This window comes from Bradyrhizobium sp. MOS001 (assembly GCF_004634465.1).
GTDB lineage: Bacteria > Pseudomonadota > Alphaproteobacteria > Rhizobiales > Xanthobacteraceae > Bradyrhizobium > Bradyrhizobium barranii.
Window position 1 is genome coordinate 40,628 of record NZ_SPVJ01000031.1, and the last position, 21,363, is coordinate 61,990.

The 21,363-nt window shown below is 65.9% G+C and carries 19 protein-coding genes; 12 read left to right on the forward strand and 7 right to left on the reverse strand.

Going from position 1 to position 21,363, the window contains the following annotated elements; translation table 11 throughout:
* The first annotated feature begins 8 nt into the window (after nt 1-8).
* The 7 genes from CT676_RS29235 to CT676_RS29265 all read left to right on the forward strand — a co-directional run bounded on the left by CT676_RS29235 (nt 9) and on the right by CT676_RS29265 (nt 10,098).
* The gene (locus tag CT676_RS29235; RefSeq protein ID WP_085402564.1) at nt 9-995 is read left to right on the forward strand and encodes an MDR family oxidoreductase; all 987 of its coding nucleotides are present in this window, start codon (nt 9-11) and stop codon (nt 993-995) included.
* A 112-nt stretch (nt 996-1,107) separates the two neighbouring features.
* Nucleotides 1,108-1,707, forward strand: coding sequence for a hypothetical protein (locus CT676_RS29240; RefSeq protein ID WP_085402565.1), 600 nt, complete (start codon nt 1,108-1,110; stop codon nt 1,705-1,707).
* Nucleotides 1,708-1,861: 154 nt separating this feature from the next.
* Nucleotides 1,862-2,095, forward strand: coding sequence for a hypothetical protein (locus tag CT676_RS29245; protein WP_028152150.1), 234 nt, complete (start codon nt 1,862-1,864; stop codon nt 2,093-2,095).
* 224 nt (nt 2,096-2,319) lie between these two features.
* Nucleotides 2,320-4,062 carry a HAMP domain-containing methyl-accepting chemotaxis protein gene (locus CT676_RS29250; protein ID WP_085402595.1) on the forward strand — a complete coding sequence of 581 codons (1,743 nt, stop codon included), beginning with the start codon at nt 2,320-2,322 and terminating at the stop codon, nt 4,060-4,062.
* A 180-nt stretch (nt 4,063-4,242) separates the two neighbouring features.
* A complete protein-coding gene (locus CT676_RS29255) occupies nt 4,243-5,949 on the forward strand; it encodes a methyl-accepting chemotaxis protein (protein ID WP_085402566.1) in 1,707 nt (568 codons plus the stop codon).
* Between the two features lie 205 nt (nt 5,950-6,154).
* On the forward strand, nt 6,155-8,125 hold the full coding sequence (locus CT676_RS29260; RefSeq protein WP_167768196.1) for a HAMP domain-containing methyl-accepting chemotaxis protein: 1,971 nt from the start codon (nt 6,155-6,157) through the stop codon (nt 8,123-8,125).
* A gap of 284 nt (nt 8,126-8,409) precedes the next feature.
* Nucleotides 8,410-10,098: a methyl-accepting chemotaxis protein gene (locus CT676_RS29265; RefSeq protein WP_085402569.1), complete on the forward strand. Its 1,689-nt coding sequence runs from the start codon at nt 8,410-8,412 to the stop codon at nt 10,096-10,098.
* A gap of 3 nt (nt 10,099-10,101) precedes the next feature.
* Here CT676_RS29265 and CT676_RS29270 read toward each other — a convergent pair whose 3' ends face one another.
* The 6 genes from CT676_RS29270 to CT676_RS29295 form a co-directional block, all read right to left on the reverse strand.
* Entirely contained in the window at nt 10,102-12,843 is a 2,742-nt protein-coding gene (locus CT676_RS29270) for a DUF2339 domain-containing protein (protein ID WP_135215922.1), read from the reverse strand.
* Nucleotides 12,844-12,894: 51 nt separating this feature from the next.
* A complete protein-coding gene (locus CT676_RS29275; RefSeq protein ID WP_167768197.1) occupies nt 12,895-13,863 on the reverse strand; it encodes an NAD regulator in 969 nt (322 codons plus the stop codon).
* Between the two features lie 19 nt (nt 13,864-13,882).
* Entirely contained in the window at nt 13,883-14,389 is a 507-nt protein-coding gene (locus tag CT676_RS29280; protein ID WP_028152156.1) for a protein-tyrosine-phosphatase, read from the reverse strand.
* Nucleotides 14,390-14,533: 144 nt separating this feature from the next.
* Nucleotides 14,534-15,148 carry an HD family hydrolase gene (locus CT676_RS29285; protein ID WP_085402572.1) on the reverse strand — a complete coding sequence of 205 codons (615 nt, stop codon included), beginning with the start codon at nt 15,146-15,148 and terminating at the stop codon, nt 14,534-14,536.
* Nucleotides 15,145-15,771: a DNA-3-methyladenine glycosylase I gene (locus tag CT676_RS29290; RefSeq protein WP_063985089.1), complete on the reverse strand. Its 627-nt coding sequence runs from the start codon at nt 15,769-15,771 to the stop codon at nt 15,145-15,147. Before CT676_RS29290 ends, CT676_RS29285 begins: the two co-directional genes overlap by 4 nt.
* Nucleotides 15,768-16,643: a folate-binding protein YgfZ gene (locus tag CT676_RS29295; protein WP_085402573.1), complete on the reverse strand. Its 876-nt coding sequence runs from the start codon at nt 16,641-16,643 to the stop codon at nt 15,768-15,770. Before CT676_RS29295 ends, CT676_RS29290 begins: the two co-directional genes overlap by 4 nt.
* Before the next feature lie 101 nt (nt 16,644-16,744).
* Here CT676_RS29295 and CT676_RS29300 point away from each other — a divergent pair, with 101 nt between their 5' ends.
* From CT676_RS29300 to CT676_RS29320, 5 genes are all read left to right on the forward strand, one after another.
* Nucleotides 16,745-18,079: a dihydroorotase gene (locus CT676_RS29300; protein WP_085402574.1), complete on the forward strand. Its 1,335-nt coding sequence runs from the start codon at nt 16,745-16,747 to the stop codon at nt 18,077-18,079.
* A 143-nt stretch (nt 18,080-18,222) separates the two neighbouring features.
* Complete coding sequence (locus tag CT676_RS29305) at nt 18,223-19,086, forward strand: sulfurtransferase (RefSeq protein ID WP_085402575.1); 864 nt, start codon at nt 18,223-18,225, stop codon at nt 19,084-19,086.
* 127 nt (nt 19,087-19,213) lie between these two features.
* Nucleotides 19,214-19,903, forward strand: coding sequence for an RNA polymerase sigma factor (locus CT676_RS29310; RefSeq protein ID WP_085402576.1), 690 nt, complete (start codon nt 19,214-19,216; stop codon nt 19,901-19,903).
* Nucleotides 19,904-19,991: 88 nt separating this feature from the next.
* The gene (locus CT676_RS29315) at nt 19,992-20,525 is read left to right on the forward strand and encodes a DUF4142 domain-containing protein (RefSeq protein ID WP_085402577.1); all 534 of its coding nucleotides are present in this window, start codon (nt 19,992-19,994) and stop codon (nt 20,523-20,525) included.
* Between the two features lie 10 nt (nt 20,526-20,535).
* Nucleotides 20,536-20,856: a cupredoxin family copper-binding protein gene (locus CT676_RS29320; RefSeq protein ID WP_085402578.1), complete on the forward strand. Its 321-nt coding sequence runs from the start codon at nt 20,536-20,538 to the stop codon at nt 20,854-20,856.
* A gap of 196 nt (nt 20,857-21,052) precedes the next feature.
* Here the strand turns inward: CT676_RS29320 and CT676_RS29325 are convergent, their stop codons facing one another.
* Nucleotides 21,053-21,319, reverse strand: coding sequence for a hypothetical protein (locus CT676_RS29325; protein WP_014497305.1), 267 nt, complete (start codon nt 21,317-21,319; stop codon nt 21,053-21,055).
* Between the last annotated feature and the right edge of the window lie 44 nt (nt 21,320-21,363).

A 21,363-nucleotide genomic window follows, 5' to 3' on the forward strand; every position in this document is an offset into this window, starting at 1 on the left:
GTTCAGTCGTGGCCACATTCAAGGCGATCCGGATCGACAAGGCGGACAAGGGCACCACCGCCGCACTCACGCAGTTCGACGACGCCGAACTGATGGACGGTGATGTCACGGTCGGCGTGGAATGGTCGACGCTGAACTACAAGGATGGCCTCGCGCTCACCGGCAAGGCGCCGGTGGTGCGTCGCTTCCCGATGATCGCCGGCATCGATTTCGCCGGCACGGTTGAAACCTCCTCCCATCCGCAATGGAAGGCGGGCGACAAGGTCGTCTGCACCGGCTGGGGCGTGGGCGAGACCCATCTCGGTGCCTATGCCGAGAAGGCGCGGGTCAAGGGCGACTGGCTGGTCGCCTTGCCGCAGGGCCTGTCGGCGCGCGACGCCATGGCGATCGGCACGGCCGGCTTCACCGCGATGCTGTCGGTGCTGGCGCTGGAGAAGCACGGCCTGTCGCCGAAGAGCGGCCCTGTGGTGGTGACGGGCGCGGCCGGCGGCGTCGGCTCGGTCGCCACCGCCGTGCTCTCGAAGCTCGGTTATCACGTCATCGCCTCGACCGGCCGCGCCTCGGAAGCCGACTATTTGAAAGAGATCGGTGCGGCCGAGATCATCGACCGCAATGAATTGTCGGCGGCGGCCAAGCCCCTCGCCAAGGAGCGCTGGGCGGGCGGCGTGGACAGCGTCGGCTCGACCACGCTCGCGAATCTCCTGTCGATGACGAAGTATGGCGGCGCAATCGCGGCGTGCGGCCTGGCGGCCGGCATGGACCTGCCGTCTTCTGTCGCACCCTTCATTTTGCGCGGGGTGTGCCTTCTCGGCATCGATTCCGTGATGTGCCCGATCGAGCCGCGGAAAGCCGCCTGGCAGCGTCTGGCCTCGGATCTGGATCGGACAAAACTATCTGAAATTACTCATGAAATTCCGATCGAGGAAGTTTCGGAATGGGGCGCGAAAATACTCGCCGGCCAGGTCCGCGGCCGCATCGTGGTAAAAATTGTCTAACGGCGTTCAGACTTTACCAACCAAGCTGCTTCAATGTTGCCTTGGTTAGTATGGTAAGCAGCGGGTAAAGAGATAAGGCATCGCCCGCACTGGGGTTGGTTCGGAGTTGAGCATGCTTGCGCGTATTGTGTTGGGGGCTGTCACGGCGGCAGCGACGTTTGTGCCGGCCATTGCAGGAAGCATGAACGCCGACGAGGCGCGCCGCTTCGTTGCCGGCAAGGTGTTCGCGTTCACCTGCTTCGACGGTACCCGCGGCGCAGGCCGCATCCTCGACGACCTTGGCGCCGCCGGCGCGGTGCAGTTCTCGGGCGCAGGCCCGGTGAAGCATCTCCGCCTGCCCGGCAACACGCTCCAGATCCGCGGGCAGAACGTCTGCGCCTCGATCAAGGGCATTCCGTTCGAGCCCTGCTTCAACCTGGAAAAGACCGACGATCGCAGCTTCCGCGGCTCGGTGTCGGGCATGGGCTTCGCCTATTGCGACTTCCACCACCAGGGCGGCAATCAGATGCTGATGGCGCGCGCCGTGGCGCGTCCGCGTTCGCTGCGCTCTTCGGAGCGCACCGGTTCGGTCGCTGCGTCCAATACTGAAGTCGCCGCGCGCGTCGAGACGCCGCGTGTCGAGAGCAGCCGGCTCGAGCCGGTGAAGTCCGAAGCCAGATCGGAGCCCGCCAGGAACGACGCTCCGCTGGAATTGCGCCGCTCGACCCAGTGAGCTGGCTGCGCGGGACCGCCCGCGCATTTTGTCGTTGAAAATATTCATCGGTCACCAAGCCGCCGCGCCGTAGTCATACGGACGGCGGCTTTCATGCCTTGGTAGCGACTCGCGTCCCAGTTTGCGCAGGGCCGGGGGGTGCAAGGGTACTACGATGTCGCTGTATTTCTTTCGCATCAGCACCGGTCGTTATTCCGGCGCCGCCGACCAGCCGTACGAGTTCGAGGATCGCGCCGCCGCTTGGGCCGAGATGAGCGAGGTCTGCGCCAACCTGCTCGGCAGCATCGCGCGCAACCTGAAGCCGAACGCGAAGTGGAGCATGGAGCTGCTCGACGAGAACAAGAAGCCGGTCTTCCGCGTCAGCCTGGTCGGTGAGACCGTGTGCTGATGACCGCGAACGGGCAACCGTTAACGGACGCCAGCGCGTGCAAATCCGCGAGTTCCATTTCATTGCACGTGAAAAGTGTGCAACTGCAGTAGTTTAAGCACGATTTCAGTATTTCTACCCAGGCTGCCGCGGCCACCCTTAACGTTAATGAGTAACCTCGCGGTTAGCCTTCCCGGACTGTTCACGCGCGTCGGCGCGGCAATGCGTATCCGGGGATTATGTCGATGATGTTCATTCAGAACCTGCGAATTGGCACCAAGCTCGCTGTGACCTCGGCACTCACCATCGCGCTCGTCGCGCTGATGATCGTCCTCCAGATGAACGGCGACGCTGCGGTTCAGAAGCTCAGCAATGGGGCATCGGGGCAGCAGTCGATCGCGCAAAGCGCCGCGGAAGCCAAGGCGTCGGTCCGCGGGATGCAGATCGGCATTCGTGACATCCTGAGCTCCACGTCGCCGGCCGAGTTGCAGAAGGCCGTCACCTATTTCAACGATCGGCAGACCGCGGCCCTGAAATTCGCGGACGAGATGGCGAAGCTGTCGCGCTCGCCGGAGAATCACAAGCGGATCGACCGCCTGATCGTGTTGGTCGGCAATTTCAGCAAGGGGCAACAGCAGATCGAAGCGATCCGCAAGCAGGAGCTCGCCCTGAGCGCGAAGAAGGACGGTGAAGCCGCAGCGCCGCTCGCAAAGCTCGTGGCCGAGGTCGACCGCATCCGCAAGGAGATGCTGGCGCCGATCAACGAAGAGATCTCGGAGCTGACCAACGAGATCATCAACTTTGCCAAGCAGAAGAGTTCCGAAGCCCGCGCCGAAGCCGAAGCTGAGGCCGCGTCCGTCGCGCGGACCTCGTTCGTCGCCGGCGTGCTGGTCGCGCTGGTTTTGATCGGGGCGTGCATCTTCTCCGTCTTCAGCATTGCGCGGCCCATGCGCGCATTGACGGCGGCGATGGAGAAGCTCGCCGGCGGCGATTTCTCCGTGGTGCTGCCGGGCCTCGGCCGCAAGGACGAGGTCGGCGAAGTCGCCGGTGCCGTCGAGAAATTCAAGATCGTGTCCGAACAGAAGGCGCGAGAGGACGCGGAAGCCAAGTCGCGGCAGGATCAGCTCGCGGCCGAGCAGCGCAAGTCCGAGATGCGCAGGCTCGCCGACAGCTTCGAAGGCGCCGTCGGCGAGATCGTCGGTACGGTGTCGTCGGCTTCCACGGAGCTTGAAGCATCCGCCACCACGCTCACCTCGACCGCGGAGCGCACGCAGCAGCTCACCACCGTGGTCGCGGCGGCCTCCGAAGAGGCCTCCACCAACGTGCAGTCGGTGGCGTCGGCAACGGAGGAGCTGTCGTCGTCGATCACCGAGATCAGCCGCCAGGTGCAGGAATCTGCGCGCGTCGCCAGCGAGGCGGTCGGCCAGGCCCGCACCACGACCGACCGTGTCAGCGAGCTGTCGAAGGCGGCGACGCGGATCGGCGACGTCGTGGAGCTGATCAACACCATCGCCGGCCAGACCAACCTGCTGGCGCTCAACGCCACGATCGAGGCCGCGCGCGCCGGCGAAGCGGGCCGCGGTTTTGCCGTGGTCGCCTCCGAAGTCAAGGCGCTCGCCGAGCAGACCGCGAAGGCGACCGGCGAGATCGGCCAGCAGATCGCCAGCATTCAGGCCGCGACCGAGCATTCGGTCGGCGCCATCAGGGACATCAGCGACACCATCGAGAAGCTGTCGGAGATCTCCTCGGCGATCGCCGCTGCGGTCGAAGAGCAGGGCGCCGCGACGCAGGAAATCTCCCGCAACGTGCAGCAGGCGGCGGAAGGCACCCATCAAGTGTCGTCCAACATCACCGACGTGCAGCGCGGCGCGAGCGAGACCGGCTCGGCGTCCTCGCAGGTGTTGGCGGCGGCGCAGTCGCTGTCCGGCGACAGCAATCGCCTCAAGCTCGAGGTCGGCAAGTTCCTGGGTACCGTTCGCGCGGCCTGACCAAAACCGCAGGGAGAGCCTTGCTCCCTGCGCAACTCTCGGAACGCAAGAGCGGCGTCGATCGCGGTGAAAACTCCGTGTTTCTACGGCAAACGTGGTTAAGGGAAGCGGAATGGTTTTTGGACGAAGTTCATGGGAATTCAGCCGCTTGAGCGGCAACGTCCATGAAGGATTCCAGTCATGCATTTTCTCGGCCGCTTCCGCATCCTGAGCAAGATCCTCGGGATCGTCCTCCTGCTGTGCGGGATCGGCGCCGCGATCGCCTGGATCGGCGTCTCCGCCCTCAGCGATCTCAGCGAAAAGGCCGACGTGATGTCGACCGCGGCCAAGCGGGCCCTGCTCGCCGCGCGCGCCAACCAGAACGTCATCGCGCTGAACCGCGCTGAATTCCGCAGTGCGCTTGATCCGCGTGACGACAATCGCCTCGCCGCGCGTGATGTCATCAACGCCCAGCTCAAGCAGTATCAGGAGCGTTTCGACGAGGTCAGCCAGACCCCGGACGAGAAGGCCAAGACGCTGCTCCCGGGCGTGCGTGAGGCGTTCTCGGCCTACAAGAGCCAGATGGACACGACGCTCGCGGCCGTCGATGCCGAGAAGTCGGCGAAGCTCAGCGACAGCGCAGACAAGCTGCGCGACATCGCGATGAAGAGCAGGACCGCTGCGGAGAACCTTCAAGGCAAGATCCGCGAACTCGCCGATCGGCTGAATACGCGTGTCGAGGAGAAGAGCAAGGAAGCGCGCGAGCAGTATGAATCGACGTCACGCTTCCTGATCATCCTCGCAGGCCTCGGTGTCATCATCGGCGGCGCGTTGGGCTTCATCATCGGTCAGTACGGCATCGCGCGGCCGATCCGCATGATCGTCGGTGTGCTCCAGGAGCTTGCCTCCGGCCGCTATCAGGTCGAGATCGCCGGCCTTGATCGCAAGGACGAAGTCGGCGAAGTCGCCAAGACCGCGGAAGTGTTCCGGGAGAACGGCCTTGCCAAGATCCGGATGGAAGCCGAGCAGAAGGAGATGGAGCAGCGCAGCGCGGCGCAGCGTCGCCAGGACATGCTCCGGCTTGCCGACCAGTTTGAAACCGCCGTCGGCGAGGTGATCGAGACCGTGAGCTCGGCCTCGACCGAGCTCGAGGCTTCCGCGACGACGCTGACCTCGACCGCGGAGCACGCGCAGCAGCTTGCGACGGTGGTCGCTTCGGCCTCTGAGGAAGCCTCCACCAACGTGCAGTCGGTGGCCTCGGCGACCGAGGAGCTGTCGTCCTCGATCACCGAGATCAGCCGCCAGGTGCAGGAATCCGCGCGCGTGGCGAGCGAAGCCGTCGGCCAGGCCCGCACCACCACCGAACGTGTCAGCGAACTGTCGAAGGCGGCAACGCGGATTGGCGACGTCGTCGAGCTGATCAACACCATCGCCGGCCAGACTAACCTGCTGGCGCTCAACGCCACGATCGAGGCTGCGCGTGCAGGCGAAGCTGGCCGTGGCTTCGCCGTCGTCGCTTCCGAAGTGAAGGCGCTTGCCGAGCAGACCGCGAAGGCCACCGGCGAGATCGGCCAGCAGATTTCCGGCATCCAGTCTGCTACCCAGGAGTCGGTCGGCGCCATCAAGGACATCAGCGACACCATCGAACGGCTGTCGGAGATCTCTTCGGCGATCGCGGCGGCGGTGGAGGAGCAGGGCGCGGCGACGCAGGAGATCTCCCGCAACGTGCAGCAGGCGGCGGAAGGCACCCATCAAGTGTCGTCCAACATCACCGACGTGCAGCGCGGTGCGAGCGAGACCGGCTCGGCGTCGTCGCAGGTGCTTTCGGCTGCGCAGTCGCTGTCCGGCGACAGCAACCGCCTCAAGCTCGAGGTCGGCAAGTTCCTCACCACGGTGCGCGCCGCCTGAGGGCGGCCGTCCTCACCCCATCGTCCGCCGATTGCAACCGCCGCGCGAGGACGCGTGGCGGTTCGCATGCGTCCGCAGCCGATGCCGCGGTGAGAAGGTCTGCACGGTTAACCTTCCGGAAAACCGATGCAGTCATGATCTCGCAATATTCGGGTGCCGAGTCGCCCTCCCTGTATTGCGTATCGAACGTATCGGAGCACATTCAATGAGCGGCTTCTCCATTCGCCTCACCCACAAGGTCATGGCGATCGGACTCTTCGGCCTTGTCGGTCTCGTCGTCTTCGGCGCGATCTACGAGATCGGCAGCCTCTCTCAGGACGCCTCCCGCACCGTTGCCAACCGCGCCCGCGCGATCGCTGACCTGAACAAGCAGCTCACGATCGAGATGCTGGAGGCGCGCCGCAACGAGAAGAATTTTCAGCAGCGCCGCAACGAAAGCTACGCCAAGGCCCATGCCGAGCTGATGGGACCGATCAACCGCGATTTCGACGAGGTCGAGCGGTTGATGGCGGCCGGCGGTATGAGCGCGCTGTCCGACAAGACCAGGCAGGCGCATGACGGCTTCAAACGCTATGCCGAGGATTTCAAGGCGCTCGTCGTGGCCGAGACCAGACTCGGGCTGAACGAGACGCTTGGCCTGTCCGGCTCGCTCCGCGCCGCCGTGCACGACATCGAGGTGAAACTCAAGGAGATCGACGATCCCAGGACGACGAGCTGGATGCTGATGATGCGCCGGCACGAGAAGGACTTCATGCTGCGGCGCGACCCCAAATACATTGCCGAAGTGAAGAAGGCCGCGGTCGAATTCTCCAAGGCGATCGAGGTGGTCGCAGTCCCGATGGCAGTGATGAACGACATCACGGCCAAGCTCCAGAAATACCAGTCCGAGCTCGCGGCCTGGGCCGAGACCGCGCGGCAGAGCGCTACGCTGGACGCGAGCATGATGAAGACATTCCGCGAGCTCGAACCCTCCATGGTCGAGGTGCGGACCGCCGTCGACGCCATGTACAAGCAGGCGGACGCCGCGGAGGCCGCAACGCGCGATGCCGTGCGCATGTGGATGATGATCGCCTTCGCGCTCACCGTCGTCGTGCTCGCCGTGGTCGGCTTTGTCCTCGGGCGCTCGATCTCGAAGGCGCTGTCCGGCATGGTCGGTGCGATGACGCGGCTGGCGCGCGGCGAGCTTTCGATCTCCGTCCCCGGCGTCGGGCGCAAGGACGAGATCGGCGAGATGGCCGGTGCGGTCGAGGTGTTCAGGACCAACATGGCGGAGGCCGAGCGGCTGCGTGCGGAGCAGGCCGAGGCTGACGCGCGCGGGCGCGAACGGCGCAAGGCGGACATGCACCGCCTCGCCGACGGGTTTGAAGGCGCGGTCGGCGAGATCATCGACACGGTGTCGTCGGCGGCAACCGAGCTCGAGGCGTCCTCCAATACGCTGACCCAGGCCGCCGAGCGCGGCAACGGGCTCGCCACGGCGGTGGCGGCGGCCTCGGAGGAGGCGTCCGCGAACGTGCAGTCGGTGTCGTCCGCGAGCGAGGAGATGACCACATCGATCTCGGAGATCAGCCGCCGGGTGCAGGAATCGGCCCGCGTCGCCGACGTCGCGGTGGAGCAGGCCCAGCGCACCAACGCGCGCGTCGCGGAGCTGACCAAGGCGGCAGGGCGTATCGGCGACGTGGTCGAGCTGATCAACACGATCGCCAGCCAGACCAATCTGCTGGCGCTCAATGCCACGATCGAGGCGGCACGGGCGGGCGAGGCCGGCAAGGGCTTTGCGGTGGTTGCGACCGAAGTGAAGGCGCTCGCCGAGCAGACCGCGAAGGCCACCGGCGAGATCAGCCAGCACATCGGCGCGATCCAGACCGCGACGCAGGATTCGGTCGGTGCGATCAAGGAGATCGGCGACACCATCGCGCGGATGTCGGAAATTTCCTCGGCCATCGCCGCAGCGGTGGAGGAGCAGGGCGCCGCGACGCAGGAGATCTCCCGCAACATCCAGCATGCCGCGCACGGCACCTCGGAGGTCTCCGCCAATATCGGCAACGTTCAGCGCGGTGCAGGCGAGACCGGGGCTGCGTCGGCCCAGGTGCATTCGGCAGCACAATCGCTGTCTCAGGAGAGCAACCGGCTGAAGAGCGAGGTCGCGCGCTTCCTGGAGTCGGTCCGGGCGGCCTGAGGTCGTCAGTTGCTCCGTTCGAGCCGCGCATCGCGGTGCGCCGGTGTGGCGTCGCGCGATGTCTGCTGCACTGCAACTAATAATTGCGGAACATATAACGGCGGCGACAGCGAATTCCGTAGTTTCACGTAGGTTCCTGTTAACGCCTGTTTGCAACTATGAGCGCAATCTTACGGGATAAAAATCAGCCAGCATTGTTGAACTGACTTCCGCCCTGTCGTCCGTCGTGACGATGGCGGCGCAGGTGATTTGCGCGTTGCTAGGTCTCATCGGGATTTGCTGTGATGTCGAAGTTGTCGATCGTGTTCAAGCTTCTGACCGTGTTGTCGGTCCTCGTGCTGTCGCTCGCCGGCGTCGGCGTGATGGCGATCGGCACCATGCAGAGTATCAATTCCCACACCGTCGAGATCGCGGAGAGCTGGCTGCCGAGCGTGCGTGCGCTCGGCTCGCTTCGCGCCGACATCAACGAGCTGCGCGTCGCGCTGCGCCTGCACCTGATGCAGGACACCGCCGAGGGCAAGGAAGCCGCCGAGAAGCGCCTCGCCTCGCTGCAGGCGCGCATCGACCAGACCCGCAAGGTCTACGAGCCGCTGATCACCTCGGCCGAGGAGCGTTCGCTCTATGAGCAGTGGAGCAAGGCGTGGGCCGAGTACCTGAACGGGGTGCAGGACGTCATGGCGCTGTCGCGCAAGGGCGTCGGTCGCTTCCCGACCGATGCCAACGAGCTGTTGCAGACCAAGGTCGCGAAGATGGCCCAGGCCGCCGACCCGCTGCTCCAGAAGGGCATCGAGATGAACAACCGGGGCGCCGAGCTGGAGACGAAGCAGGCAGCCGACAGCTACGCCACGATCTTCCGCGTGCTGGTCGGCATCATCGTGTTCTCGGTCGTGATCGCGATCGGTGCCGCCTATTATCTCGTGCGTGACGTTTCTCGCGGCATTGCCTCGATCATCCATCCGATGCAGTCGCTTGGCGAAGGCGACCTCTCCGCCGAGGTGCCGCATCGCGGCGAGAAGACCGAGATCGGCTCGATGGCGGATGCGCTCCAGATCTTCAAGGAGGCGTTGATCGCCAAGAAGGCCGCCGACGAAGTCGCTGCTGCCGACGCCGAGGCCAAGATCGAACGCGGCCGCCGCGTCGACGCCATCACCCGCAAGTTCGAGGCCATGATCGGCGAGGTCGTCGGCACCGTGTCGTCGGCCTCGACCGAGCTCGAGGCCTCCGCGACCACGCTGAGCAGCACCGCGCAGCGCGGGCAGGAGCTTGCGACCGTGGTCGCTGCGGCGTCCGAGGAAGCCTCGACCAACGTCCAGGCGGTTGCGTCCGCCTCGGAGGAGCTGTCGTCCTCCATCACCGAGATCAGCCGCCGCGTGCAGGATTCGGCGCGGATGGCCGCGGAGGCCGTCGAGCAGGCCACGCGGACCAACGACCGCGTCAACGCGCTGTCGCAGGCGGCATCCCGCATCGGCGACGTGGTCGAGCTGATCAACACCATCGCCGGTCAGACCAACCTGCTGGCGCTCAACGCCACCATCGAGGCGGCGCGTGCCGGTGAAGCCGGCCGCGGCTTCGCGGTCGTCGCCTCCGAGGTCAAGGCGCTGGCCGAGCAGACCGCGAAAGCGACCGGCGAGATCGGGGCGCAGGTCTCCGGGATCCAGGCCGCGACGCAGGAGTCCGTCAGCGCCATCCAGGAGATCGGCGGCACCATCGAGCGGCTGTCCGAGGTGGCGGCGGCCATCGCAGCCGCCGTCGAGGAACAGGGCGCGGCCACGCAGGAGATCTCGCGCAACGTGCAGCAGGCTTCGGTCGGTACGCAGGAGGTCTCGATGAACATCACGGACGTGCAGCGTGGTGCGATCGAGACCGGCTCGGCGTCGACGGAGGTGCTGTCGGCGGCGAAATCGCTGGCGACCGACAGCACGCGGCTCAAAGTCGAGGTCGCGCAGTTCCTGGAGTCGGTCCGCGCGGCTTGATCCTCAAGTGCTCGCCTGCGGAGCCGGCGGCGGTGCGACCTGCCGCCGGAACAGGATGCGCTGGTAGAGCCAGCCGATCGCGACCAGCACGATGCCGAGGCACATGAACGACAGCGCGCGGTAGACGCCTGTCAGCGTCGACATGTCGATCACGAAGGCCTTCAGGATCGTCAGCGCGATCACCGCGGCCGACGCCAGCCGTGCCCGCTCGGAGTTGACGAGAATGCCGACGCCGAGCAGCACCACGCCGAAGCCGAGCCAGCCGATCGAATAGGTGTATTGCTCCGCGCCCGTGGTGGCGCCGTAGAGCAGGACCGGGCCGTGATAGAAGCGGCGGATCTCCAGCGTCAAATAGGTCAGCGCGAACACCAGCGCAGCGCCGGCAATCGTGTTCGCATAGGCGACGGGGCGATGTCCGGCCACCGCATAGGACAGCAGCAGCATCAGCACCGCCGGGAGAGCGTAGCCGAGCAGCAGCAGGTTGAAGACGAGACCGCCGACATCGACGCTGGAGAGCAGCCACGGATTCTCCAGGATCAGCAGGCCGAACACGCTGATGAGCCCGGCGATCGCGGTGAGCGCGATTGCGCCGACATTGTGAACGATGCTGTGGCTCCTCAGCCGCAGCCGCTCCAGCCCGATCGCCATGGCGAGCGCGACGCAGACTTGCAGGGCAAATTCGAGCAGTGAGGGCGGCGACGTCATGCGGCCGCCGGTGGCAAGATGCCGGATCTCCATGAAGGCGAGCAGCGCGGTGAACAGGATCGCGGCGGCCTCCACGATGCGCAGCGGCGGATCGTCGCCGCGGCGGCGCAGGAAGATGCTCGCGCCCCAGAACGAGGCCGCCGGCAGGCCGTAGCCCCACAACAGCCAGTTGATGATCGGCGTGGTGCCGACGGCATCGCCGACGATGCGTGGATCATAGCCGATGCGCGCGGTAACGATCGCGGCAAAGATGGCGGCGAGCCGGCGCAGGACCGGGATCGGCCGCTGCAGCGAGATCCAGGCCGTGCCGAGCGACATCAGGGCCAGCGCGATGGTGAGCCAGCCCTTTTCGAGGGCGAAGGTCAGCGCCAGTGCCAATGCGCCGAGCGTGCCGGTCGCGAACAGCGCGACGGAGGTCGCAGCGCCCGGCCGATCTTCGCGGCGTGCCAGCGCTTCGGTCGCAGCGCCGAAGGCCGCGGCGAGCAGCACCGCGAGGATCGCGAACGGGATCGAGCGGTCGAGATGGGCGATGCGCGCGTAGAGCGCAACGAGGATCGCGGTCGGCGTCGCAACGGCTGCCGCCGACCACACCACCGGAATGACCGCCGAGCTCGAGCGGCCCTGCGCGAGAAAGCCCGCGATGCCGAAGCCGGCAGCGAAGATTGCGGCCATCACCAGATGCAGCGTCACCGCGCCGTCGATCGCTGTCGGTCCGACGCCGGGCATGGGGCCGCCCGGCAGCACCAGCATGTCGGGATTGGCGCGCACCGCCCATTCGGCGAACACGATGAAGACGGTCGCTGCGGCCGCGCCCAGCGCGCCGGTCGCCGCCGGCGCGCGCCAGGCGACGAACAGCGTCGCACCAACCAGAAGCGTGAAGGCGATCAGCGCAAGGTCCGCATGCGCGCTCGACAGCACGATCAGCATCGCGCCGAACAGATAGGCGCCGAGGGAGCTCGACGACACCGGCTCGATCTCGCCGTCCTCGATGGTCGGGCCGAACATGAAGCCGCAGACCACGAGCAAAGCGGCGAGCACGAAGCCCGCGATCGCATGGAAGGCGTGCGGCGCGACCTGCAGTTCGCTGGTATCGAGACCCGGGAAGATCCAGAGCACGGCGAAGGCGATGGTCGTCACCGCGAGCCAGCGCCACAGCCGGATGTGCGCGAGGCCGAAGCTCGCGGCGGTGACGATCGCAAGATAAACATAGAGCGCCCAATAATCCGGCTTGCCGCTGGAGACGAGGATCGGCGTCACGAACGCGCCGACCACGCCGAGGCCCGCGAGTGCGGGCCCATGCAACAGTGCCGCGGCGAGCGTGCCCATCGCGACGATGCCGAGCAGCACGAAAGCGGTGGCGGGCACGAGGAAGCCATAGAGCGCATAGGCGGCGTAGATGGTCGCGAACGCCACGGCCGTTCCGGCCGCGGTGAGGATCGCGGGGATGTTGGCGATCGGCAGCGCCGCGATGTTGGAGATGCTCTCCTTGCGTCGCGACCATTCGCCGGCGCCGAGCAGCGCGGCTGCGAACAGCCCGCCGAGGAACACGCGCACGCCGGGGCCGACGAGGCCCGCCTCGATCGAATAGCGCACCATGAAGAAGCCGCCGAGCGCGAGCGCGAGGCCGCCGATCCAGACCACCCAGCGCGTGCCGAGCCGTTCCTCGAAGCCGGGCGCCGGCGCGGGCAAAGGCGGCGGTGCGTAGGCCTCGGTGCTCGCCGCAAGCGGCGGCGGTGCATCGGCTTCAGTGCTCGCTGCGAGCGGCCGCGGTGAAACCTCTTCGGTGACGAGCGGAGGCGGTGCTGCCTCGACTTCGGGCGCGAGCGGCGGCGGCTCGGCGGCCGTCGTCGCGGGCGCCTCGGCCTGCACCTGCGTGGGCATCAGCGGCGGTGGCTGCACCTGCCGCTGCGCGTAAAACATCTCTTCGAGCGAGGCGAGCCGGCGGCGCAGCTCGGTCGCCTGGCTGGAGGCCTTGATCGCGATCAGGACAGCGATGATCGCAATGATCAGCGCAAAGACGTCAAACGGGCCGTCGAACATAAAGCCTCCTGGCAACCGGCGGGCAGGGGCCGGTCACGCAAATCCTAGGATCTAGCGCCGGGAGCGTACGCGCAAGCCCGGCGCGGGTCGTTCCTGGAGCACGTCGCGGCGGAAGCGGTAGAGCGCCGCCGGCCGTCCGCCGGTCTGTGTCGACATCACCCCGGTCGGTTCGACCAGGGCTTCGGTTTCGACCAGGCGGCGGAAATTTTGCTTGTGCAGGTGCCGGCCGGAGATCGCCTCCACCGTGTACTGCAGTTCAGTGAGTGTGAACTCCGCGGTCAAAAGTTCAAACACCACAGGACGATCCTTCAGTTTCGCACGCAGCCGCGCGATCGCGGTCGCGAGAATCCGGCGGTGATCGAATCGCATCGAGGTGCCGAGCGCGGGAAGCTCCTTGCGCGCCAATGCCGCAGGGCGGCCGTCGCGCCGCGCCTCCTCGATCAGCCCGGCCTCGTACAAGAGCTCGTAGCGGTCGAGCACGCGCTCCTCGTCCCAGGGCGCGCCGTCGAGACCGAAATAGAACCGCACGCGATCCCGGCGCGGCAATGCGCGTGTGGTCTCCGGCGTCTCCTCCTCGGCCCATAGCGTCAGCGCCGGGATGATGTCACGGGCGATGATCGCGGGCGGCTCCTCGCGCCAGTCTTCCCAGGGGAGGAAGCGATACCATGGTTCGAAGCTCGCGCCGGTCGCTGCGAGCTCGCCGCCCACCGCGCGCGTCAGCGCGAGATAGCCGATCGACACCATATGCGCACCGGTGTCGCCGGCCTCGGCATGACGACCACGATCGCCGAACGTGTAGAGCTGCTCGACATAGCCGAGCCGCAAGCCCGCCTGTGCCTCGACCCAGGCGCGCAGGCCGATCTCGAACGTGCGATGGCTCGGCGCATCGAACGGCCCGAACGGCAGGCCCGCCAGCCCATCACTGCTGTGCGCGGTGAGGATCAGCGGCTCATGATCCTCGATCGCGACGATCGCCGCGGTCAGGCCGATCTCGATCGGCGTCAGCTGCGTGTCGCTCATGCGGCTGATGTCGCAGTTGTCATTCGAGCTCGATCACGAAGGGGCGGCCCTCGACCATCATCGCGCCCGGGCCCATCTCGTCGAGCGCGCGCAGCATGCGGCCGTTGCGCCCAAGCGCGCGGTCGGCAAGGCCGACGATGCGGCGGTTCGGCGAGGCTATCGGCGAGGCCGCGCGGATCTTCTTGGCGATCTCGATCTCGTCGCGATCCGGATTGAGGGCGCAGACGGCCGCGAACGCGCTCGCAGTGGAGCGGCTGATGCCGGCATAGCAATGCACCACCAGCGGCGCGCTGCGGTCCCAGCCGCGCACGAAATTCAGCACCTGGTCGATATGAGCTTCGGATGGTGCGGTGAAGCCGTCCATCTCCTCGGTGATGTCGTCCATCGACACTTTGAGATGGTTGGCCGGCAGCACCGACACCGGACGTGCCACCTGCTCGACATTGGCCATGACGGTCAGCACATGGCTGGCCCTGGTGAGGCGGACGGTTTCGGGAAGGGCGGCGAGGGAACAGACGTGGATCATGGCGGACCTTTTTGCCGCTGATTATAGCGAGCGCTCGTACGGTGGGCAAAGGCGCATCGCGCCGTGCCCACCGTTTCGCACCGCGCACATTGCGGCTAGTTTGGTGGGCGCGCTTCGCTTTGCCCACCCTACGAAGGGATGATGCTACGCGAACACCGCGTTGAACCGCTCCAGAAACTGCTTCTCGGCCCGCGCCGCGGTCCAGGGCGTGAGGTAGTCGCGCCGGACGCTGTCGGAGAGGCCGGGGTCCCTGCCGAACAGGCGCTTCGCCTCGCTTTCGCTGAAGCCGGCGAGCTCGGTTGCCTCCAGATAGGCCGCCCCGCGATCGGCGGCCTTGATGGCTTGCGTGATCTCCTCGGGCAGCGCCGGCGGCAGGCCGAAGCGGATGTGGATGGCGCCGAGCAGGCGCTTCTCCACCGCCTTGTAATGGCCGTCGAGCACGGCCTTGAACGGCGAGATCATGTCGCCGATCACGTATTCGGGCGCATCGTGCAGCAGCGCGGCCAGCCGCATGCGCTCGTCGACGCGCGGCATCTCGTGCCGCATCACGGTCTCCACCAGAAGCGTATGCTGCGCGACCGAGAAGATGTGCGCGCCGGTGGTCTGCCCGTTCCAGCGCGCCACGCGCGCGAGCCCATGCGCGATGTCGGCGATCTCGACATCGAGCGGAGAGGGATCGAGCAGATCGAGCCGCCGGCCCGACAACATGCGTTGCCAGGCGCGGGATGCCACGTCGCGTGCCGTTTTCTTCGCGGTCATTTGGCCTTGAGGCGCGGCTTGCGCTGCGTCTTGCCGCAGCTCGCGTGACAATGGCAGTCGACGAGATGGTCGTTGACCATGCCGGTCGCCTCCATGAAGGCGTAGACGATGGTCGGACCGACGAATTTGAAACCGCGCGAGGACAGTTCCTTGGAGATCTGCGTCGACAGCGGCGTCGAGGCCGGCACGCTCGCAGTGGTCTTGAAATTGTTGACCTTGGGCCGGCCGTCCATGAAGTCCCACAACAGCTTCGAGAAGCCCGGGCCCTTCTCCATGATGTCGAGATACGATTTCGCGCTCAGGATCGCGCCGTCGATCTTGGCGCGGTTGCGCACGATGCCGGCATCGTTCATCAGCGCGTGCACCTTCTTGTCGTTGTAGCGCGCGATCTTCTCCGGCTGAAAATCATCGAAGGCTTTGCGGAAATTGTCCCGCTTGCGCAGGATCGTGATCCAGGAGAGGCCGGCCTGGAAGCCGTCGAGGATCAGCTTTTCGTAGAGCGCACGGTCGTCATATTCCGGCACGCCCCATTCGGTGTCGTGATAGGCGACATAGAGCGGGTCTTCGCCGGGCCAGGGGCAGCGGGTCTTTCCGTCGGGATGCAGGCGGGGGGCTCGGCTCATGCGATGGGCTGCTTCAGGGGAATGCGGACGACGTCGGGTTCGGCGAGCCGCACGGCGAGGCCGCCGGCGGTGAGCGGCTGGCCGGCATCGAGCGCGTCCGCAACGCGGTCGATGCGCACCAGCGCGATGCCCTTGCCCTGGGCGGACGAGCCCATCGTGCCGACCGGCTTGTCGCCGGCCATAACACTGACGCCGGCCTCCGGCGAGAGGTCATCGAGCAGCACCTTGACGCTGCGGGTGCGCGCGGTGCCGCGATGCTGCATACGCGAGACGACCTCCTGGCCGACATAGCAGCCCTTGTCGAAATCGACGCCGGCGAGGCGGTCCATGTTGGTCTCGTGCGGGAACGCATCGCTGTACATGAAATCGAGCCCGCCGCGCGGCACGCCAAGCGCAATACGATGCGCCTCATAGGCGGAGGCATCGACCAGCTCGGCGCCGATGAGATCGGACAGCTTCTGCTTGAGATCTTCGGGGATCAGGATGCGAGTGCCGAGCGCATCATTGCGCGGATCGGCGAATGCAAGGTCCGGCTGCGCCGCAAGCTGGCCGTCCCAGGCCGCGAGCACACCGAGATCGAGGTTTTCCACCGTGACCTTGGCGCGCAGCTTGTAGAATTTCAGCTTGGTGGCGAGGCCCTCGGCCAGCGCCTTCGGACAGTCGATCAGGAACCCGCCGCCATGGCCTGCGGGCACCTCTGTGATCAGGAAATCCACGATGATCTTGCCCTGCGGCGTCAGCAGCGCACCGAATCGCCCCAGGCCCGGCTTCAGCCTGTCGAGATCGGTCGTGATCAGGCCGTTGAGGAAGTTGCGCGCATCCTCGCCCGCGACCTTGACCACGCTCCGGTCGGGAAGAAACGCTGATTTCATGTGAAAATCTCTTGCGACATGTTGCTCCGGAACGTAAGCCCGCAAGGCATAAACGACAAGACCTCAAGCCCCGCGCTTGGGGATGAGAGAGGCCTTCAGCCATGACCCAGCGCTTCGATGTGATCCTCAAAGGCGGCACCGTCGTCAACCAGGACGGCGAGGGTGTTCGCGATATCGGCATCACCAACGGCCGCATCGCGGAGCTGGGCCCGCTGTCGCAGGCCTCCGCCGCTGAGGTGATCGACTGCAAGGGCCTCCACATCCTGCCCGGCGTGATGGACACCCAGGTGCATTTCCGCGAGCCCGGGCTGGAGCAGAAGGAAGACCTCGAGACAGGGTCGCGCAGCGCCGTGATGGGCGGCGTCACCGCCGTGTTCGAGATGCCGAACACGTCGCCGTTGACCGTGACGGAGGCCACCTTCACCGACAAGGTGAAGCGTGCCCATCATCGCATGCATTGCGATTTCGCCTTCTTCATCGGCGGCACCCGCGAGAACGTGCAGGATCTGCCGGTGCTGGAGCGCGCGCCCGGCTGCGCGGGCGTCAAGGTGTTCATCGGCTCGTCGACCGGCGCGCTGCTGGTGGAGGACGACGAGAGCCTGCGCCGCATCTTCCAGGTGATCCGCCGCCGCGCCGCCTTCCACGCCGAAGACGAATACCGCCTCAACGACCGCAAGTCGTTGCGCATCGAGGGCGATCCGCGTTCGCATCCGGTCTGGCGCGACGAGACCGCGGCGCTGATGGCGACGCAGCGGCTGGTCAAGCTCGCGCACGAGACCGGCAAGCGCATCCACGTGCTGCACATCTCGACCAAGGAAGAGATCGAGTTCCTGCGCGACCACAAGGATGTCGCGTCCTGCGAGGCGACGCCGCATCATCTGACGCTGGTCGCACCCGAATGCTACGAGCGGCTCGGCACGCTGGCGCAGATGAACCCGCCGGTGCGCGGGGCCGATCACCGCGCCGGCATCTGGCGCGGCATCGAGCAGGGCATCATCGACGTGCTTGGCTCCGACCATGCCCCGCATACGCTGGAAGAGAAGTCGAAGACCTATCCGGCCTCGCCCTCCGGCATGACCGGAGTGCAGACGCTGGTGCCGCTCATGCTCGACCACGTCAACGCCGGCCGCCTGTCGCTGGCGCGCTTCGTCGATCTCACCAGCGCCGGCCCCGCGCGTCTCTACAACATGGCCTGCAAGGGCCGCATTGCCGCGGGCTACGACGCCGATTTCACGATCGTCGATCTCAAGCGCAGCGAGACCATTACCAACAAATGGGTGGCGTCGAAGGCCGGCTGGACCCCCTATGACGGCGTTCGCGTCACGGGCTGGCCCGTCGGCACCTTCATCCGCGGCCGCCGCGTGATGTGGCAGGGCGAACTGGTGACGGCCTCGCAGGGCGAGCCGGTGCGGTTCCTGGAGACGCTGAAGCAGTAAGGGGCATTCTTTAGCCTCGTCATTGCGAGGAGCGCAGCGACGAAGCAATCCAGAATCTCTCCGCGGAGGCAGTCTGGATTGCTTCGCTGCGCTCGCAATGACGAGGGGAGAGAGCTACAATCCCTCGACAGGGAGAGTAGTCCATGACCCAACCCCTCATCACCACTGTGCAACTCGCCGCGATTCTCGGCGATCCCAACCTCCGCCTCTACGACTGCACGACCTACAACGAGCCTGTCCCGCCCGGCAGCGACGTGCCGTATCGCGCTGTCCCGGGCGACAAGACGTTCGCGGCCGGCCACATCCCCGGCGCGGATTTCTTCGACCTGCAGGGCGAGTTCTCCGACACCTCCGCGCAACAGCTCTTCATGATGGCTGGCGTGCCCCAGCTAGAGGCCGCCTTCGGTCGCCACGGCGCTGACGCATCCAAGACCATCGTGCTCTACAGCATCGGCACCATGATGTGGTCGACGCGATTCTGGTGGATGCTGCGCTCGCTCGGTGTCGATGCACAGGTGCTCGACGGCGGGTTTGACAAATGGAAGGACGAGGGGCGGCCGGTCGAGACGGGCGCGCCGAAGGGCTATCCCGCCACCACCTTCAAGGCCGTGCCGCGCGCGGGCTTCTTCGTCGACAAGACCACCGTGAAGGCGCGGATCGGCGATCCCTCGACCGTGATCGTCAACGCGCTCGGGCCGCAATTTCATCAAGGCCTCGAGCCGAGCCGCTACGGCCGGCCCGGCCGCGTGCCCGGCAGCGTCAACGTGCCCGCGGCCACGCTCGCCCAGGCCGACAAGACACTGACGACGCTCGCCGATGCCGAAGCGAAATTCGCGGCCCAGGGCGTTACGCGCGACAAGAATGTGATCTGCTATTGCGGCGGCGGCATCTCGGCGACGATCGACCTGCTCATGCTGACACAACTCGGCTACGACAAGCTGACGCTGTACGATGCCTCCATGGGCGAATGGGCGAGGGATCCGGCACTGCCGATCGAGACGGACTAGAGGACTCTCTTACCCTCCCCCCTCCAGGGGAGGGTAAGGAAGGAGGGGGAGTGTAAGGAAGAAAGTCGGGAACCTTTATCGCGGGCCCGCATCCAATGTCCGGAACGAATGGAAACAGGTGACCACCATGCAGCGGACCGCAGCCGGCCTGTCCGCCGGCGCCAGAGCATCGGAAGCCGAACTGATCGACCGCGCGCGGGGCCGTGACGAGGCCGCGTTGCGCGAGATCATGCAGGCCAACAACCGCAGGCTCTACCGTCTTGCGCGCGGTATCCTGCGCAGCGACAGCGAAGCCGAGGACGTGGTGCAGGAAACCTATGTCCGGGCCTTTACCCATCTGGACGACTTTCGCGGCGAGTCCGGGCTGTCGACCTGGCTGTCGCGCATTGCCATCAACGAGGCGCTTGGCCGGGCGCGAAGCCGCAAGCCGCATGTCGAGCTCAGCGCTCTGCCGGAAGAGGCGCTCGACGCGCAGATCATAAAATTTCCCGTTTCTCCCGCAGGCGATCCGGAAAGGACCATGGCCCAACGTGAAATCCAGCGCGTCGTCGAACGCGCAATCGACGAACTGCCGGATGTCTTCCGCATGGTCTTCGTCGCGCGCGTCATGGAGGGGATGAACATCGAGGAGACCGCCGATCTGCTCGGCGTCAAGCCCGAGACCGTGAAGACGCGGCTGCACCGTGCGCGCACCATGCTGCGCGAGAACGTCGAGAAGGAGATCGGTCCGGTGGTGATGGATGCCTTCCCGTTCGCCGGGTGGCGCTGCGAGCGGCTGACCGTATCGGTGCTGAAGCGGCTCGGCAGCGGCGGCTGAAGTTTTTCGGGAACGTTTGCGCGAAAATCCCATCCAATGCCTGTGAAGCAACGCCGGCAAACCGTCCGGCAGCACAGGAGTTTCAAACATGTCCACCCGATGGAGCGCGGCGATCGCCGCGGCAATTCTGTTGTCGAGCCCCGCGCTGCTTCGGGGCGCCGGCGCAGCCGACAAGCCCACCGATCCGCAGATCGCTCACATCGCCTACACAGCGGGCGTGATCGACATCAACGCGGCCAAGCAGGCGCAGAAAAAGGCCAAGAACAAGGACGTCAAGGCGTTTGCCGAGGACATGCTGCGCGACCACGAGGCGGTCAACAAGCAGGCGCTGGCGCTGGTCAAGAAGCTGAACGTTACGCCTGAAGACAACGATACCAGCAAGGCGCTGTCGAAGCAGGCGAGCGACAAGCTGGCTGAGTTCGACAAGCTGAGCGGCGCGGCCTTCGACAAGGCCTATGTCGCGAACGAGGTCGCCTACCACAAGGCGGTCAACGGCGCGCTGGAAACCCAGCTCATCCCGTCCGCCGGCAATGCCGAGCTCAAGAGCCTGTTGCAGACCGGCCTGAAGATTTTTCAGGGCCATCAGCAGCACGCCGAGCATGTCGCGGCCGAGCTGAAATAGGGGGTGTGGGATGAAGCCGGGACACCTCGCTTCGATCGCGCTTGCGGTCGTCTTGCTGTCGATCGTCGTCCCGGCGCGCGCCGCGACCATTCAGATCACAATGGAAAATCTCGTGGTTTCACCGGCCGAAACGTCCGCGAAGGTCGGTGATACCATCGAATGGATCAACAAGGACGTGTTCGCGCACACCGCCACGGCGAAGAACGGCGATTTCGACGTAATGCTGCCACCGAAGAAGTCGGCAACGTTTGTTCTGAATAAGGCGGGAACAGTCGATTATTACTGCCGCTATCATCCCAACATGAAAGCGACGCTCAAGGTCGCGCCGTGAGGGAGGAGGGAGTGCATTCCCGATCGTAGTGGGAATATCTCCCGGTCATCGCGAGACTAATGCTAGTCCGGGGGAGGCGGCTTCCGTGCGATAAACGCAGCAGACTTCGCGAACCTGTTCGCCAGGTCCCGTTCGCCAGGTCATTCATCCGTAGACTGGCCCCGCCCGTGTGGCGGGGTCATTTTTCGCAAGCAGCTTACTGCCTTGCGAGAGTGACCGAGAATTCGCCGTTGCGGATGCGGCCCGGAAAGCCCTCGACGAATTTCGCCACCGCATCCTCGCCGTAGGTGCCGACGAGCTCGGCGAATGCCGCAAACAGGCTCGCCTGCGCCAGGCAGTCGCCGTCGACGCCATCATGGCGCGCTTCGGCCCAGGCCTCGTTGAGATAGCTCAGCGCGGCCTGTTTCTGCTCGTGATCGGGCAGCGGCGCGCGGGCGGGGGCGTAGGACACTGAATGGCTCATGAAACTCGATCAGGGCTGGGGCGCGATCCACGGCGATGCGCTGT